The sequence below is a fragment of the Pantoea sp. BRR-3P genome (assembly GCF_039621635.1).
GTDB classification, from domain to species: domain Bacteria; phylum Pseudomonadota; class Gammaproteobacteria; order Enterobacterales; family Enterobacteriaceae; genus Pantoea; species Pantoea floridensis.
Window position 1 is genome coordinate 3,966,491 of the sequence record NZ_CP155066.1, and the last position, 16,584, is coordinate 3,983,074.

At 52.7% G+C, this 16,584-nt stretch carries 13 protein-coding genes and 1 pseudogene; 8 read left to right on the top strand and 6 right to left on the bottom strand.

The genetic code is table 11. The features are described from left to right. Positions 1-29: 29 nt before the first annotated feature. A pseudogene (torS, locus tag AAGR08_RS18305) lies at positions 30-2,726 on the bottom strand (TMAO reductase system sensor histidine kinase/response regulator TorS); the annotation flags it as partial. 77 nt (positions 2,727-2,803) lie between these two features. Here torS and torT point away from each other — a divergent pair. Continuing rightward, entirely contained in the window at positions 2,804-3,832 is a 1,029-nt protein-coding gene (torT, locus tag AAGR08_RS18310; protein WP_345827576.1) for a TMAO reductase system periplasmic protein TorT, read from the top strand. Here the strand turns inward: torT and torR are convergent. Next, positions 3,805-4,497 carry a two-component system response regulator TorR gene (gene torR, locus AAGR08_RS18315; RefSeq protein ID WP_097095439.1) on the bottom strand — a complete coding sequence of 231 codons (693 nt, stop codon included), beginning with the start codon at positions 4,495-4,497 and terminating at the stop codon, positions 3,805-3,807. The two genes, torT and torR, sit on opposite strands and share 28 nt — an antisense overlap. Before the next feature lie 132 nt (positions 4,498-4,629). Here torR and torC point away from each other — a divergent pair, with 132 nt between their 5' ends. The 4 genes from torC to AAGR08_RS18335 all read left to right on the top strand — a co-directional run bounded on the left by torC (position 4,630) and on the right by AAGR08_RS18335 (position 9,924). Next, on the top strand, positions 4,630-5,793 hold the full coding sequence (torC, locus tag AAGR08_RS18320; RefSeq protein WP_097095440.1) for a pentaheme c-type cytochrome TorC: 1,164 nt from the start codon (positions 4,630-4,632) through the stop codon (positions 5,791-5,793). Positions 5,794-5,803: 10 nt separating this feature from the next. Beyond that, positions 5,804-8,335 (top strand): trimethylamine-N-oxide reductase TorA, encoded by a 2,532-nt coding sequence (torA, locus tag AAGR08_RS18325; RefSeq protein WP_097095441.1) that lies wholly within the window; start codon positions 5,804-5,806, stop codon positions 8,333-8,335. Between the two features lie 2 nt (positions 8,336-8,337). Beyond that, entirely contained in the window at positions 8,338-8,973 is a 636-nt protein-coding gene (gene torD / locus AAGR08_RS18330) for a molecular chaperone TorD (protein ID WP_345827579.1), read from the top strand. A gap of 102 nt (positions 8,974-9,075) precedes the next feature. Continuing rightward, the gene (locus AAGR08_RS18335; RefSeq protein WP_345827581.1) at positions 9,076-9,924 is read left to right on the top strand and encodes an AraC family transcriptional regulator; all 849 of its coding nucleotides are present in this window, start codon (positions 9,076-9,078) and stop codon (positions 9,922-9,924) included. Here the strand turns inward: AAGR08_RS18335 and AAGR08_RS18340 are convergent. After that, entirely contained in the window at positions 9,881-10,279 is a 399-nt protein-coding gene (locus AAGR08_RS18340) for a helix-turn-helix domain-containing protein (RefSeq protein ID WP_345827583.1), read from the bottom strand. The two genes, AAGR08_RS18335 and AAGR08_RS18340, sit on opposite strands and share 44 nt — an antisense overlap. Before the next feature lie 238 nt (positions 10,280-10,517). Here AAGR08_RS18340 and AAGR08_RS18345 point away from each other — a divergent pair, with 238 nt between their 5' ends. Next, positions 10,518-10,895, top strand: a complete 378-nt coding sequence (locus AAGR08_RS18345) for a DUF1360 domain-containing protein (RefSeq protein ID WP_176519140.1) — start codon at positions 10,518-10,520, stop codon at positions 10,893-10,895. Positions 10,896-10,925: 30 nt separating this feature from the next. Here AAGR08_RS18345 and AAGR08_RS18350 read toward each other — a convergent pair whose 3' ends face one another. Beyond that, entirely contained in the window at positions 10,926-11,390 is a 465-nt protein-coding gene (locus tag AAGR08_RS18350) for an Rrf2 family transcriptional regulator (RefSeq protein ID WP_097095445.1), read from the bottom strand. A 159-nt stretch (positions 11,391-11,549) separates the two neighbouring features. Further along, positions 11,550-12,518: an alpha/beta hydrolase gene (locus tag AAGR08_RS18355; RefSeq protein ID WP_345827585.1), complete on the bottom strand. Its 969-nt coding sequence runs from the start codon at positions 12,516-12,518 to the stop codon at positions 11,550-11,552. A gap of 209 nt (positions 12,519-12,727) precedes the next feature. On the opposite strand from AAGR08_RS18355, the gene AAGR08_RS18360 reads away from it, so the two are divergent. Together AAGR08_RS18360 and AAGR08_RS18365 are read left to right on the top strand one after the other, a co-directional pair. Further along, on the top strand, positions 12,728-13,861 hold the full coding sequence (locus AAGR08_RS18360) for an EpsG family protein (RefSeq protein WP_345827587.1): 1,134 nt from the start codon (positions 12,728-12,730) through the stop codon (positions 13,859-13,861). Positions 13,862-14,096: 235 nt separating this feature from the next. Next, positions 14,097-15,134 carry an acyltransferase gene (locus AAGR08_RS18365; protein WP_345827589.1) on the top strand — a complete coding sequence of 346 codons (1,038 nt, stop codon included), beginning with the start codon at positions 14,097-14,099 and terminating at the stop codon, positions 15,132-15,134. Between the two features lie 57 nt (positions 15,135-15,191). Here the strand turns inward: AAGR08_RS18365 and AAGR08_RS18370 are convergent, their stop codons facing one another. Next, complete coding sequence (locus tag AAGR08_RS18370; RefSeq protein WP_097095449.1) at positions 15,192-16,184, bottom strand: LacI family DNA-binding transcriptional regulator; 993 nt, start codon at positions 16,182-16,184, stop codon at positions 15,192-15,194. Between the last annotated feature and the right edge of the window lie 400 nt (positions 16,185-16,584).

The window sequence follows — 16,584 nt, forward strand, 5'->3', positions numbered from 1 at the left end:
TCACTTTGCGCCTCACGATTCTCCTGATAAATCCACGCCTCCACCTCCACCAACCCGCGTTCAACAATGGCTCTTAGAGGGATATCCGCTTGTGGATCCTGCTCCAGCCGTGCGCAGGCTTGCCAGGCGGTTTGCATCCCCAAACTGCCGCAGCTACTTTTGAGCTGATGCGCTAACTTCGATACGATTTCATCCTGTTCTGCAGATTCAATGTCATCCAGTAACGGCATTGCATGTTGGCGAAACAATGCAAGCCAGCCACGCAGCGTATCCGCACCAAAGGTGTCGTAATCTTGCTTTAGTTGGTTAGCGTTGAGATCCGTTACGGGGGCAGAAGCCAAAAAGCGCACTATCTGACGGCACAGCGTTTCACCGTGGACGGGTTTCTGGATAATGCCGCAGAACAGCTCGTCAGCATGCGGCTGCAACTCGTCGGGAACGCTTGCGCTGAAGCCGATACGCCGCGTGGCGGGATAAAATTGCGCCAGTTTTTGTGCTAACTCGATGCCATTCGCATCGGGTAACGCGAAATCTACCAGCGCACAATCGATGTCATCGCCTTGTGCCAAAAACGCCAACGCTGACTCAGCGCTACCGGCAATACTGACGCGTGCGCCCTTACGCTTCAGCATTTCTGCCGTAATCTGCTGCGTCAGCGGATTGTCTTCAATAATTAACACATGCAAATGGCTAAGGTCGGCGGGAGCGGAATCGGGCAATAACACCGTGGCCGATGCATGAACCAGCGGCAACGTCAGCCGGAAACAACTGCCGACCTCCGGCTGGCTGGTGACGGTTAACTGGCCCTGCATCGCCTGCGCCAAACCGCGACAAATCGCCAAGCCTAAACCGGTGCCGCCCTTGCCGGGTTGTAACTGGACGAAAGGCGCGAAAATGGCCTCCTGATGGTCATGCGCAATACCGCAACCCTCGTCATCAACCTCAATAAACCACTCAGAGGCGCAACTCTTCATACGTAGCACGATGGCGCCATTTTCGGTGAATCTCAACGCATTCATCACCAGGTTCATCACAATTTGTCGTAATCGGTGTACATCTCCCTGTATCCATTCTGGTACATGCGCATCCACTTCAATGTTGAGCGCCAGCCCTTTGTTGTGTGCGCGGCCATTCATCAACTGCGCAACACTGCCGAGCAGCTGGCGCGGTTCGAACGGCGCGTTGTGTAAAGTGATGGTTTTCGGGCTGGACTCAATCGCCGAATAATCAAGAATATCGTTAAGGATAAACAGCAGCGTTTCGCCGGAATCGTTGATCGCTTGCACATAGCGTTGATCGCTAATGTTAAGCGGCTGATCGGCAAGCAGCTGCGCGGTACCCAAAATCCCGTGTAATGGCGTGCGAATTTCGTGGCTCATCGCCGCCAGAAATGCGGATTTTGCGCGGTTAGCCTGCTCAGCATCGGCGCGCGCCTGATGATGTTCGACCACCAGCGCCTGCAACTCTTCGGTGCGGTTTTTTACTAACTCCGCCAAATGCTGCTGCTGATATTGCAACGCACGGACATTGGTACGAAAGGCCTCCATCAGGCGGCTGATGGTATTGAGTTCGCGGGCATTGCCACTGGAGGGAAAGGGGGAGTCGAGATCGCCGTCGAGTAGACGTTGCAGCGCATCGGTTTGCCGCGCCAGCGGCAGCGAAACCGAGCGATAAACCAACCGCCAAAGCACCAGAGATAAGATCAGCAATGCCATCACACCCAACAGCGCCAGTGCGACGGTACCGAGTACGCGCGCGCGGTTTACCCGGCTCAGCGCCTCCGCGTTACGCTGTTCAATCTCGCTCACCTGCCGTTCCATTTCGCTACTGAAACGGCTGAAAAGCGTGAAATTTTGCTGCGATAGCGTTGCTAATTGTGCGTGTAAGCGCTGCTGCTGCTGGCACATTTCAAGCAGCGTGGTGTAATGCGCAACAATCGCCAGCGCCTCGCGAATATCTTGTCTGATACGGGGATCTTCAACGCGCTGCTGGCGACGATGCAGTACCTGTATCAACTCTGCCAGCGGTGTCTCTGCCGGCTCCGCCGCGCCGTTATAGCGCTTCAACGTCATCACTATCTGCTCAACGCGTAGCGCAATGAGGCGCAATTCGCCCATCTGATTGAGATACTCAAGATCAACATCAATCAACCGGTCGAGTGCCTGTCCGGCGGCGGCGGTATGCTGTTGTTCGATGAGATCGTAGATGCCTGCCTGCGTTGCGCCTGCTGCGGTGGCCGCATTACTCGCCTGCCCCTGTGCCAAATCAACAATGCGATGTGCGGCTGCTCCAATATTATCGCTCAACTGGCGCTGCTGCTGGGTGAGCTGCAGGCGCTGATGCACCACATCGCCCTGCTGGATGATCGCCTGCCGGTTAGCGGTCTCCAGCTGCACCATCGCGCGAGTATCAAAGCCTTGTGCGCTAAGCTGGTGGAGGAGATAAACGATTTTCTGACTCTGCTTGCCCAGCATAGTGCGTTGAACCTGCCACTCCTGCTCATCCTGGGCGCTAAGGAGCTGCTGTGCAGAAAAGAGCACCCTGGCGCTCGCTACACTAAGGTGACGCGCCATGTTCATGCTGGAAAGGAGCGATTGGGTATCGGCCTGTTCAACGCGGCCGACATAGCGCAGATTCAGCCAGCCCGTGGCCACGCTCAGCAGCGTGAGTAACGCCATCAGGGCAAAGGCCAGCCATAACCGACGAATTAAGGAAGTATTAGCCATGCGGTTTCGCGCTAAAAAGAGTTGAGTCCGGCGGGCGAATGCCACTAGCATTAGCCGCACTTTGTTTGAGGTTATTTATGCGCATACTTCTTTTAACGTTGTTAGTGCTGGCAATGCCGCTGCAGGCAGCGCTACCGCTGCTGCACTGGCAGGACAATCGCAGCAGCTCCCCCGCCGCCAGCCTGCCAGCACTGAGCGCTTCACGTGCCTGGAAATTGTGCGCACTTTACCCCAATCTGAAAGACGGTTACTGGCTCTCGATCAATTATGGGATGAGTAAAGCGGCAGCCCGATTAGGCGTCACGCTCAATGTTTTTGAAGCCGGTGGCTATCGTCAGGGCGACGTACAGCAACATCAGCTGGAAGCCTGCCAGCGCTGGGGAGCAGAGGCTATTTTACTCGGCAGCAGCGTGGCAACGTTTCCTGGTGCGGTGTTATTTGCCCAACACACCCCGATCATTGAGGTGGTGAATGCCGTTAACGATGTTCCGGCGCGGACGCGCGTTGGCGTTCCCTGGTATCAAATGGGATATCAAATTGGCCACTATCTGGTGGCGCATCATCAAGATAAGCCGATGCAGATTCTACTGATGCCGGGACCGATTGATGCGGGAGGGAGCCAGGAGATGAGCAGCGGTTTCCGGGCAGCACTCACTGGCAGCCTGCTGAAAATCGTCGATGTTGCCTATGGTGATAATGACATTGAGGTGCAGCGTAACCTGTTACAGGACCGCCTGGAGCGCTATCCCGAAATCAATCTGGTGGCGGGCACGGCGATTGCAGCGGAAGTGGCCATGGGCGAAGGGCGTAATCGGACAACACCGCTGGAGATCGCCTCATTTTATTTAACCCATCAGGTTTATCGTGGATTGAAGCGCGATCGCATCGTGGTTGCGGCCAGCGATCAGATGGTTTGGCAGGGTGAGCTCGCCGTGGAGCAAGCGGTGCGGGTACTACAAGGCCAACGCGTACCGGATAATATCAGCCCGCCGATATTGATTTTGACAGCAAAAAACAGCAACAGCGCCGGTGTCGCGCTTTCGCTCTCTCCTCCGGGATTTCGTCCGGTGTATTTCTATCAACGCACGTCAGCTGCCAGTAAATAACCTTCGCCATGCTGAGTCACAAACAGCTCACTGCGTAACTTACTGCGCAGGCGGCGAATTAACACATCGACGGTGCGCATATCAGGCTGATCGACGCGGCTCGATGTCAGCATACGCAGCAGACGCTCGCGACTCAGTATCTGGCCCGGATTCGTCACAAAAGCCACCAGCATCTCGTATTCGGCGCGCGTCAGTTTGATCAACTCCCCTTCATGCTCCAGCGTATGGCGGGAAATATTCAGGCTGTAACCAGCAAACAGATAGCTATTCTCCTCCTGCAGCGGCTGCGCCTGGCGCGCCAGATCGATGCGCCACAGCAAATTTTTCACCCGCACCACCAGTTCGCGCAGCTCGAGCGGCTTTGTAACATAATCATCGGCACCCATTTCCAGCCCGACGATACGATCAATTTGATCGCTGCGTCCCGTGACCAAAATAATGCCCACCGTGGATCGCTCGCGCAGCGCACGCGTGAGTTGCAGGCCATTTTCACCGGGCAGATTGATGTCCAGCAGGACTAAATCAACGGGTTGCAGCAGCATGTGTTCTCGTAATCCCGCACCGCTGCTGGTCACCGAAACGCGATATCCCTCCTGAATGAAGTAGTCGCGCAACCGCGCCTGCGTCACCACATCATCTTCAACAATCACTATGTGATGCGACATCGCTAGCCCATTCCTTTCTGTTCATAACTGTTCATATTACGCCGTATTCTGTTCATGCCGCCCGCTGACCTTGTTCATATCTCATCCCTAAAATTGCCGCGCGATATAGCTAAAAAAAACAGGGTTACAGCAATGAAAACACTATGGAAGCGATTACGCCGACCCAGCGCACGTTGGTCAGTGCTGGCAATCCTGCTCGTCGGGATTGTCATTGGATTAGCCGTTATTGTGGTACCTCACACCGGGATTAAACTGACCAGCTCAACAGAGTTTTGCGTGAGCTGTCACGGGATGCAGCAACCGTACAAAGAGTATAAGCAGTCCACCCACTTCAAGAATCCATCAGGCGTTCGCGCAGAGTGCCGCGATTGCCATATCCCCCGTGATATTCCGGGCATGCTAAAGCGCAAGCTGGAAGCAAGTAATGATCTCTATCAGGCTCTGATTGCGCGGTCGATTGATACGCCAGAAAAGTTTGAAGCGAAGCGCTTAATCCTTGCTGAGCGCGAGTGGAAGCGCATGAAAGAGAGCAATTCCGCCGTATGTCGCGGTTGCCATAACTATGATGCGATGGATCATACGCGCCAGAAACCCGAGGCTGCGCGCCAGATGAGTGCCGCCGCGCTGGAAAATCGCTCCTGTATTGACTGCCATAAAGGTATCACTCATCAGCTGCCCGATATGAGCAGCGGTTTCCGTAAACAGTTTGAAGAGATGCGCAAAACCGCCGATGCCAACAGTAGCGGCGATACCTTGTTCGCACTCGATATGAAGCCGCTCTTCGCCAACAAAACCGACAGCGCCCCTTCAGGATCGCTGCTGCCTGCTTCAGAAGTGCATGTCGTGAAGCGTGACGGCGACTGGCTGCAAGTGCAGGTCACCGGCTGGACCGAAACCGAAGGTCGCCAGCGCGTGCTGTCACTCATGCCAGGCAAACGTATTTTTGTCTCTTCCATCCGCGACGATCTGCAAAAAGACGCGAAAACGCTGGAAACCACCACGGTTGCGGCCACGAACGTGAAATGGAGCAAACTGCAAACCACCGCGTGGATGCAGAAAGGCGACATGGTTAATGACAGCAAACCGATTTGGGCCTATGCCAGCGCGCTTTACAGCGGCACCTGTAATCAGTGTCACGGCGCGCCGGATAAAGCGCACTTTGATGCCAACGGCTGGATCGGCACCCTCAACGGCATGATCGGCTTCACCAGTCTGGATAAACGTGAAGAACGTACCTTGCTGAAATATCTCCAGTTGAATGCGTCCGATACCGGCGGCGCGCAGCAGAAACACTAAGGAAGCGAGCATGAAACATACTGATTCGTTTAACCAATCACGCCGCCGCTTTCTTGTTCAGCTCGGCGGACTGAGCGCGCTGGGCATGTTTGCGCCCTCGCTGCTGGTGCCACGTCAGGCACAGGCGGCAACCCATGCGGCACAAGGTATTCTCACCGGATCACACTGGGGTGCAATTCGCGCTACGGTGGTGGAGGGTCGCTTTGTGAAAGCCACGCCGTTTGAGCAAGACCGTTATCCCAGCAAAATCATCGCCGGATTACCGGATCACGTGCATAGCACCGCCCGCGTGCGCTACCCGATGGTGCGGGTGGACTGGCTGCGTAAACGCCATCAAAGCGATACGCGTCAGCGCGGCGATAACCGTTTTGTTCGCGTGAGCTGGGACGAAGCGCTGGACCTGTTCTATCAAGAGCTGGAACGCGTGCAGACGACTTATGGTCCAAGCGCGTTACTGAGCGGCAGTGGCTGGCAATCTACCGGTATGTTCCACAACGCCGGTGGCATGCTGAGCCGTGCGCTGGCGCTGCATGGTGCCTCTGTTGGCAGCGGCGGTGACTACTCCACCGGTGCGGCACAGGTGATTCTGCCGCGCGTTGTTGGATCGATGGAAGTTTACGAACAACAGACGTCATGGCCGCTGGTGCTGGAAAACAGCAAAACGCTGCTGCTGTGGGGATCCGACATGGTGAAAAACCAGCAGGCAAACTGGTGGTGCCCGGATCACGACGTGTATGACTATTACGCGCAGCTAAAAGAGAAGGTCGAGAAAGGCGAGATCCGCGTCGTCAGCGTCGATCCCGTGGTATCCAGCACCCATGAATTTTTGGGGCGCGATAAGGTGCAGCATATTGCTCTGCATCCACAAACTGACGTCCCCCTCCTGCTGGCACTCGCGCATACGCTCTACAGTGAAAAGCTGCACGACAGCCAGTTCCTCAGCACCTATTGCGTGGGCTTTGAGCAGTTCCTGCCTTATCTCACTGGGGAAACCGACGGCCAGCCAAAAGATGCCGAATGGGCAGCAACCTTAACCGGTATTGATGCACAGACGATTCGCGCTCTGGCGCGTCAGCTGGCGGCCGATCGTAGCCAGATTATCGCGGGCTGGTGCGTGCAGCGCATGCAGCACGGCGAGCAATGGGCGTGGATGGTGGTGGTGCTGGCCGCGATGCTGGGCCAAATTGGTCTGCCCGGCGGTGGCTTCGGTTTCGGCTGGCATTACAACGGCGCGGGTACGCCAACACGTAACGGCATCATCCTGAGCGGTTTCTCCGGCTCAACGACAACGCCGCCGCGTCACACCAGCACCGACTACAAAGGTTACAGCAGCACTATCCCCATCGCGCGTTTTGTTGATGCCATGCTGGAACCTGGCAAAGTGATCAACTGGAACGGCAAAAAAGTCACCCTGCCACAGCTGAAGATGTGTGTGTTTGCCGGTACCAACCCGTTCCATCGCCATCAGCAAACTAACCGTATCATTGAAGGCTGGCAGACGCTGGAAACCGTGGTATCGATTGATAACCAGTGGACCGCAACCTGCCGCTTCGCCGATATCGTGCTGCCCGCGACCACGCAGTTCGAGCGCAATGATATCGATCAGTACGGCAATCTCTCAAACCGCGGTCTGCTCGGCATGAAGCAAATTGTGCCGCCACAGTTTGAAGCGCGTAACGACTTCGATATTTTCCGCGACCTATGCCGTCGCTTTGATCGCGAACAGGCCTTCACCGAAGGGCTGGATGAGATGGGCTGGCTGAAGCGTATTTATCAGGATGGCGCCAAGCAGGGTAAAGGCCGCGGCCTGCAGTTACCGGCATTCGACGCTTTCTGGAATGAGAGCGGCTATATCGAGTTTAACGATCCTAAGCTGTTTGTTCGTCATCAGGCATTCCGTAACGACCCCGATCTGGAGCCGTTAGGAACGCCGAGTGGCTTAATTGAGATCTACTCGAAGAGCATTGCCGATCTGCACTATGACGATTGTCAGGGTCACCCGATGTGGTTTGAAAAAGCCGAGCGCTCGCATGGTGGACCGGGATCGTCACGCTATCCGCTGCATCTGCAGTCGGTGCATCCCGATTTCCGTTTACATTCGCAACTCTGCGAATCCGAAACGCTGCGTGCACAATACAGCGTGGCGGGCAAAGAGCCGGTCTATATCAGCCCGCAGGATGCTAGCGCACGCGGGATTCGCAGCGGCGATGTGGTCCGCGTATTTAATGCGCGCGGTCAGGTGCTGGCGGGCGCGGTGGTCACCGATCGTTACAAGCCAGGCGTGATTCGCATCCATGAAGGCGCGTGGTACAACCCAGATCGCGGCGGCGTAGTGGGCGCACTGTGCAAATATGGCAATCCGAATGTGCTTACCCTGGACGTTGGCTCGTCGCAGTTGGCTCAGGCAACCAGCGCACATACCGCTATCGTGAATATCGAGAAATATCAGGGTGATATCGCGCCGGTAACGGCTTTCGCCGGTCCAACTGAGATGATCGCGAAGTGTGACTACATTCCGAAGCCAGAAGAGGCGAGTGCGTAATCATGGCGGGTCAATTAACACCTCATCATTACGCCTGCTTGTATGGCTGGTTCGCCGGGATGTTCGCCCGTGAATTAGACGAGCAGCAGCTTGCGCAGTTGCAGAGCCCGGATGTGGCGTTATGGCTTGAGCATCTGGCTGCCGAGGCTGCATTACAGGATGGCGTGCTCGCCTCCCGGAACAGCATCGCGGCGCTGCAATTGCGCCCCGATGCGCGTCTGGAACTGGCGGCTGATTTTGCCGGTCTGTTCCTGATGTCGCAAAAACAGGCGGCGTTGCCTTATGCCTCCTGTTATGAGCCGGGTAATGCGCGCTTCCGTCAGGCTGCCTGTGAAGAGATGCAGGCGCTGCTGCTGGAAGCCGGTTTGGAGCGCGATCGGGCGTTTCCTGAACCGGAAGATCATCTGGCGATTTGCCTTGAGTTGTTGAGCTACCTGAGTTTTGCCGCCAGCGAAAACAGAGCGAATGCCGCGGCCTGTCTGGCGCTGCGCGACAAGACGCTTGGCCTGCTGTGGCGTTGGCTACCCGCGTTTACCGCACACTGCATTGAGCATGACGCATTCGGTTTTTATGCTGCACAGAGCCAGCTGTTACTGGCTCTGGTAACCTATGACCGTATGAGCCAGAACGCTCTCTAATCTTTGCAAAAGCGGGCACAGTCGCCAATCGATCTGCGCCCGCACTTTACTTCCCCCCTAATCTCCGCCACTTTGCTTCTTCAGCGCACAGCGGAGGCAAAAATGCTTATTCATCCGACCGACACTCTCACCTTTTCTGGCCATCCGCGGCAGGATGAGTTGCGAAAGCGCCTGCTGGCGCCAGATGCACCAAAAGTGATTGCCGCTGCATTGTCGAAGCAGCTACATGGTGAAAGCATCACGCATCGCCATGCTGCCGGACAGCTCTACTGCCTCAAACAAGGATTAATGACGGTGAAAACGCCTTCGGGCATCTTTGCTAATCCACCCCGTCTGGTCGGCTGGATTCCCCCCTACTTTGAACATGCGATTATCGGACCGGGACGCGTGCTGGGTTGGACAGTATTAGTTGACGACTCGCTGGCCGCACCGCTGCCCGATCGCCCAGTGTTACTCTCCTGCCCCACGGTGCTGGAACCGTTGGCAGAAAGACTGGCCACGCTGTCACCCGATCACTGGGGTAGCGCGCGCTACAATCGTCTGTGCGAGGTGTTCCTTGATGAGCTCAATGAATCAACCGAGCATCCCCTCACGCTACCCTTGCCTGCCGAACCGCGGCTGCACCAGATTGCGCGACTGTTGATGGACGATCCTTCCGATGCGCGCACCGGGCCAGAACTCGCACGCTGGGCAGGATTAAGCCCGCGCAGCCTGAGCCGTCACTGGTCTAGCGCGGTGGGGATGAGCTTGACGCGCTATCGTCAGGTTTCACGCTTACTCAAATCACTGGAAGGATTGGCAGCCGGCAAAAGTGTGCAGCAGGTTGCGTGGCAGGTTGGTTTCGACAGCGTTAGCAGCTACCTCAGCGCTTTTCGCAGCGCATTTGGTTCAACGCCGGGAAAATATTTTACGCCGCCTGCCGACTCAGCGGATGCAAAAACAGCAGACTAGCTGGCCCATCAATTTCCGGCAGGCTGTACTGAAACTTGCGACGAAATGCACCGGGCGGCAGATGGTACATGCGACGGAAGGTGCGGCAATAGGTTTGCTGCGAGTCGAAGCCATATTTGATAGCAATATCCATCAGCGGCATGTTTCCGTTCAATAACGCAATCACCGATGCGGTTAACTTTCTCTCGCGAATATAGGTGCCGAGCGCAATGCCGGTATAGCTACGGAACAACCGCTGCAGATGCCACTGCGAATAACCGGCGCGACGCGCTACGGTTTCCAGAATGAGTTTCTGCTCAATATTATCCTCAATCCAGAGCATCAGTTGCTGCATAAAGGCGACGTTAATATCCATCTTTCCTCCTGATGTCGAAAGGTAAAGCCGGAAACGTTTCCAGCGAGTGGATAGCATTATAGAAAGGCGCTAGCTGGCTATGTGATGGGTAAAAGCCAATAAATAACGATAACTCGCCAATTTAACCCTGTTGGGCTCATAGCCACATCGCGGCATCTTGCGGCACAGCCATTCATGTAATATTGTTAGTTACATGAAATCACCTCTCACCCTCTGCTCTGAACTAAAAGGAAGTTATATGAATACGCTCCTGATGTCCGATCTGGCGATATGCCTGGCGATTGCGCTGGCATCCGCCAGCATTTCTATGACGATAACTCAAACTGAGCTGTTCGCGGGATTACGCGCCTGGACCGCTAAAAAACATGCCTTATTGGGCCACCTATTCCATTGCTTCTACTGCCTAAGCCATTGGGTAGTGTTTATCGCAATGGTGATTTATCACCCTTATTTACTGCACAGCGGGATAACGATTGTTGACTGGGCGATGACCGCCTTTATCACCTTAACGCTAACCACATTTATTAATGGTTTGATGTTTAAGGTCTTTCAGGCAGCGGTCACTACGCACGTTATGAAGCATGAGGCACAAAAAGCGTTACAGAAGCAGGATTAATGCGCATAGCGAATAACCGACAAAAATCGGTTATTCGCTGCAGTCAGGGAAGGTGTCAGACGGAAGCCCAAGTTTTTTCATTTTTGCCAGGTAATCGTCGCTGATATCGGCAACGGTTATTTGGCTAAAACGCTTTAACAACATCGCTTCCGCTTCATTCAGCGCCTCGTCGAGCCGCGCATCGACGGCGTGTTCCACCAAACAAGGTGATGACTCGGCGGCGGGACCAATGCTAAACAAGGCCGGCGATCCAATGGCTTGATAAACGTCCAGCAGGGAAATGTCTGACAGCGCCGCACGCAGCTCCCAGCCTCCTCCATGCCCTTTTTCTGACACCACATACCCTTTTTCGCGCAGGCCAGACATCATGCGGCGCACCACTACCGGATTGGTATCCAGCATTTTGGCAATGGTTTCGGACGTAGCGCGTTTAACGTGACGATCCAGATGTATCAGCACATGGAGTGAGCGAGATAAGCGATTGTCGCGTGGCATAGAGCATTCCTTTAAAATTCATCACACTCTAACAAAGGAACCGCGCGGTAACGAGCGTGAAATGAGAACACGATGGAGAGGAATATATAAGCGCAGGAGAGCGATAATCGGCAGGGAAATCCCTTTCCCCTGCTGCCTCTGCGCTATCTGCCATGATCGTTAATGCTTCACCAGACTCGCCTGCCAGTCGCTGAACAGCGTCGGCCAGTTTTTGGCGGGGATATTCTGCTTCTGGGCGGTACCGAAGCCATGTCCGCCCTGCTGGAAGAGATGCAGTTCCACTTTCACTTTGTTTTTGCGCAGCGCATCAAACATGCGCAATGCGTTTTGCGGTGAGGCCGTACCATCATCCAGCGCCTGCGCCAGGAATGTTGGTGGCGTATTGGCAGTGACACGATCTTCCTGCGAGTTCTGCTCAATCACTTCAGGGCTAATCGCTTTCCCGTACATCGCTGCACGGGTTCCCACATGCGTTATCCCATCTTTCAATGACAGCACCGGGTAGATCAGCGCGGTGAAATCCGGTCGCGCTGAAACCTTGTCCTGCTCATCGGCTGCAGGGTAGTTAGTCACATCCGGGTTGTTACTGACGTTAGCGGCCAGGAAAGCGCCCGCCGAAAAGCCCATCACGCCAATTTGATTGGGTGCAATGTGATAATTAGCGGCGTTGGCACGAATCAAGCGCATCGCTCGCTGCACATCGGCGAATGCGTTATTTCTATTAACGTCAGAACCGTCGTGCGGCATACGGTAAATAAGAACAAAAGAGGAATATCCCTTCTGGCTCAATATTTTTGCCACATCCAAACCTTCAAGATCTTTCATAATATAAGAAAAACCACCACCAGGAATGATTAGCACCGCCGAATGATTATTTTTTCCAGTGGGTGGAACATAAAACATTTCTGGAGAATCAACATTTGTGACAGCACGATTATTACTGGCCGGGTTTTTACTGAAATTAATAAATTTATTATTTCCTGACATTTCATTTGGCCAGATCGGAATTTCCTTATTGGCAAACACCGCAGGAAGATACAGTAAAAAAAGCAGGGCTGACAATTGAGGGAACTTCATCACACGGGCTCCAAATCCTGAGTAAAAACAGCGACAAAAAACGGTTCGCATCGGCAAAAAGTGGCCTTTGTTACATTACGCTTACCCATGAGATAGCGAAATAGTAGCGGAGCAAAAAACGCATCCCTGAACGTTAGCAAATAATAATACTCGCTTGCACTCAATATAATACCGGGCCAGTAAAAATTAGACTTTTCTCATGTTTACGTTAACAAGACCATATGTTATAAGTAAATTTTAAACTATAAGAATATGTGACCATGGGAATTTACTGGATCATAAGTCTTAGCCTGACTTTCGTCGCTATCGTCGAAACCATGTTAAGTAAAAATGAAAACACAGCACAAATCAGAACCTATCTTTATTTTGTCGCCGTAGTAGTACTTTTTACTTTCGGCGGTATTCGTGGTCTGGGAACCGGCCTGGATGACTTCCAGTATCGTGATTTCTTCGTACAGTTTGTTGATAAAATTGTTATCGAAGGCTTTTGGCGTACCGTAGAGGAGTTTCGTTACGAACCCGCTATATACGCAATTGCTGGGATTACCCGTATGTTTACGGCGAATCCCGATATCTTCATTTTTGTTTTTGCTGTGATTTCGGTTGGCGTCAATGCCCACTATTTCCGCAAACTGACGCCGCTGCCACTGGTTGCACTGGCCGTATACTCCGCACACTTGTTCATTAACAAAGACATGAACCAAATTCGCTTCGGTTTATGTTCCGCCTTCCTGATGGGCTTTGTTTACCATATGTCCCGCCGCAGCAAATCCGGGATGATTACCACCTTTATTCTTTCATTTATTAGTCATGCCACCGCGATTGTTGCCATTCTCATTCCTTTGGCGATGATTGTCCGAAAAAACAAATACATTCCAATCTTCATCGTGCTGGCCAGCCTGCCGCTCGCCTTTATGGGCAGCTCGGCGCTGATTGCCTTACTCTCCAGCCATCTTGGTGGATTAGGCGACAGGGCAATGGGTTACGCCAACCAGGATTCGACTCAGGATCAGGGGATTCTCACCCTCTCTAACCTGAAAAATATTGGCTTCGTATTTATTTTTAGTTTTGTTCTGCTCAGCGATAAGATTAAAAACCTTGATCTTGAAAAGTTTAACACTTATTACATTCTGGTCATTACCTTCGCGATTGGTAGTGGTCTAAGGATGGCGCTGCAGGATTATGCTTCAGGCGGTCGTCTGGCTAACTATTTATTACAGGTTGAACCGGTGCTGATTTCCCTGTGTATTTGGGAATGTAAAAAGCTCAAGAAATTGGTTGCAGTGGCCATTACCATATTAATGGTGTTGTATTACCTTTATTACAATACTGTTTCCAGCAAGCAGTCGATTACTGGCTATCAGGTTTCACAAAGCTTTAAGATTTTCCGGTAGGGCCAGAAACGCTAACTGATTACAGTTAGCGTTTTTCATTTTATAAGATAACACTGATAGACGCCTGGCGAAATTCTGAATATTTTGCCTAATTCTGGCATCAGTTGCATTTTGCTTTATTTGAACCTCTAATAGGTAACATCTGTGCCAGCAGAGGTCGGAATATTCCTAACCATCCACGCGAAGTCTCCCGTGACTTTTCTGGTGCCACGTCACTCAATGTAAGAATGCAGACATGAACGAAAAAAATAACTTTGACATCGTACGATTCTCACTCGCCTTTATCGTCATGCTCGTGCATGCCGCCGAGGTGACACGGAATGCCGATATTCGTTTCCTCGCTCATTTTCTAAATAGTGACTTTGCCGTGAAAGGATTTTTCGCAATAAGTGGATTTCTTATTGCGAAAAGTTACTTAAGAAGTAAATCACTTAAATCCTATTTTATTAAACGCGCACAACGCATTTTACCTGCTTATATATTCGTTATTATTCTGTGTTTTGTGATTGGCATGTGTTTGACCACGCTGCCGCTGATGGATTTCCTCAAGAATAAAGAAACCATCAAGTATTTGATTGCTAACTTCTCTTTCCTTAACTTCATTCAGGCTTCGCTGCCGGGCGTGTTCACTCACAACCCGAATCAGCCGATGGATGGATCGCTGTGGACCATCAAGGCCGAACTGACGCTCTATGTGCTGCTGCCGTTTATCGTGCCGTTGATGAAAAGGCATCCACTGAAAGTGTGGAGCGTGATTTTCGTTATCTCCTGCGCCTGGTTCTTCTACTTCACTACCATTTATACCGGCGCGAAAGCCGATACGCTGGCGAAACAGTTTATCTCGCTGTCGTCTTACTTCTTCTTCGGTAGCCTGTTAGCGGTTCATCAGCCCATTTTTGAGCGCCTGAAGGAAATTACCATTGTTTCACTGGTGCTGTTCCTGCTGTTTAAGAGCACCGATTATGCCTTCATCATTGAACCGGTGGCGTTCTCTTCTGTGGTGATTTTGTTCTGCACCAACCTGTGCAAAGAGGTCAAAATCAGCCAGTACGGCGATCTCTCATACGGTATGTATCTCTATCACTGGCCGATCATTCAGGTACTGCAGCACTTTGGCGTGTACGATTCCAATGCCTTTGTTGGTCTGCTGCTGACGATAGTGATTACGCTGGCGCTGGCTTACACCTCATGGAACGTGCTGGAAAGTCGCTTCCTGAAGCGTGCGCATCATGCTCAGCCACCGATTGTTCCTACCACGACAGCGCGCGACTGAGTTCGTCAGGCTGTAAAAAACCCGCTTCCGCTGCAGCCTGAAGCGGGTTTTATTTTTTCAGATGGTCGCGCCCATTGAGAGCCGGTAATGCAAATTTACCTGCTCGATGGTCGGCTGCTGATTGATTTTTTTCAGGATGATTTCCGTCGCCACTTTGCCCATCTCAAAGCGTGGCGTAATCACGCTGGCTAATCTTGGCGTGGTTGCCTGACCAATATCCAGCCCGTGAAAACCGGCAATCGCCATCGCTTGCGGAACGGCAATGCCCGCCGCCTGGCACTCCTGCAACACGCCGACCGCTAAATCATCATTGGTACACAGAATGGCATCCATCTCAGGATAGAGCTGGCGCGCCAGCGTCATCATGCCGGTTCCAATCGATACCGAGGAGATCTTATTTGGCACGATTCGCCCTGCAGGCAAGCCCGCGGCTTCAACCGCATCGCGATAACCGGCATAGCGCTGCTCATCACGGCGATCGGACATTGAACCAAAATAGATGACGCGCTGTTTGCCGCTGGCCAGCAGCATGGCTGTCATATCGTAGCCGGCGCGATAGTTGTCGAAACCCACGTTGATACGTCCACGCGCCTCCGTCAGCCCCATCACTTCTGCCACGGGGATATTGGCCGCATTAAGGTATTTCTCCGCCCGCACCGTGTGCACCGATTCAGTCAGAATCAGCCCTTTGATGTTGAAGGCCAGCACCGTAGCGATCTGCTCCTCTTCACGCTGCGCGTTGTAATCATAATTGACCACCAGCGTTTGATAGCCTTGCGCACTGGTAACCGATTCGATTCCTGCCAGCAGATCGGCAAAGATTTGATTATTAAAGGAAGGAATTAATACGCCAATACGGGGAGGATTTTGCCGGCTCGTCGCCACGTTCTCGGTATCCGCGACGTAGCCAATTTCGGCAATAACGCTGGCAATCTTCTCTGCCGTCTCCGTTTTGACTTTCTCAGGGGTGCGCAGATAGCGGCTGACCGTCATTTTCGTGACGCCTGCCAAAGTAGCAATATCGTCCAGGGTGATGCGCTGCGTTTTCATTACGGCGTCCGCAAAGAGGGGCTGAGAATCAACATATTATGCCCGTTGCCTGGCAAAAAATGAAACGCGCTAATCCGCTCAGCATACTGAAATAACGTCTACAATGCTGAGCGCACAACAGAATGAAAATTCCATTATTAAGCAAGCTTTGCAATGTCCTTACAAAGAACGCTGACGAAAAACCTATCATTTCATTGAGCTATAAATTAGCCGCGGCTCCGTTAATCAATGAATTTCGCAACCCCCTTCACACTTTTCGGAAAAAATGATCCAAAAAATACCATTTAGAACATATATTCCACAATGAAGACCTCGCGTGAATAACAGTTGAACATCTGAACCTACACCACCCTCTTTCTGAACAAGCAACGTTCAGGCCGTAGAGACAAGGGGCTATAAC

Excerpts from the sequence above, each read along its gene's own strand:
- torD (WP_345827579.1), top strand. The coding sequence starts at position 8,338 with ATGGCGGGTCAATTAACACCTCATCATTACGCCTGCTTGTATGGCTGG.
- torC (WP_097095440.1), top strand. The coding sequence starts at position 4,630 with ATGAAAACACTATGGAAGCGATTACGCCGACCCAGCGCACGTTGGTCA.
- torR (WP_097095439.1), bottom strand. The coding sequence starts at position 4,497 with ATGTCGCATCACATAGTGATTGTTGAAGATGATGTGGTGACGCAGGCG.
- AAGR08_RS18365 (WP_345827589.1), top strand. The coding sequence starts at position 14,097 with ATGAACGAAAAAAATAACTTTGACATCGTACGATTCTCACTCGCCTTT.
- AAGR08_RS18370 (WP_097095449.1), bottom strand. The coding sequence starts at position 16,184 with ATGAAAACGCAGCGCATCACCCTGGACGATATTGCTACTTTGGCAGGC.
- AAGR08_RS18340 (WP_345827583.1), bottom strand. The coding sequence starts at position 10,279 with ATGGATATTAACGTCGCCTTTATGCAGCAACTGATGCTCTGGATTGAG.
- AAGR08_RS18335 (WP_345827581.1), top strand. The coding sequence starts at position 9,076 with ATGCTTATTCATCCGACCGACACTCTCACCTTTTCTGGCCATCCGCGG.
- torT (WP_345827576.1), top strand. The coding sequence starts at position 2,804 with ATGCGCATACTTCTTTTAACGTTGTTAGTGCTGGCAATGCCGCTGCAG.
- AAGR08_RS18350 (WP_097095445.1), bottom strand. The coding sequence starts at position 11,390 with ATGCCACGCGACAATCGCTTATCTCGCTCACTCCATGTGCTGATACAT.
- torA (WP_097095441.1), top strand. The coding sequence starts at position 5,804 with ATGAAACATACTGATTCGTTTAACCAATCACGCCGCCGCTTTCTTGTT.
- AAGR08_RS18355 (WP_345827585.1), bottom strand. The coding sequence starts at position 12,518 with ATGCGAACCGTTTTTTGTCGCTGTTTTTACTCAGGATTTGGAGCCCGT.
- AAGR08_RS18345 (WP_176519140.1), top strand. The coding sequence starts at position 10,518 with ATGAATACGCTCCTGATGTCCGATCTGGCGATATGCCTGGCGATTGCG.
- AAGR08_RS18360 (WP_345827587.1), top strand. The coding sequence starts at position 12,728 with ATGGGAATTTACTGGATCATAAGTCTTAGCCTGACTTTCGTCGCTATC.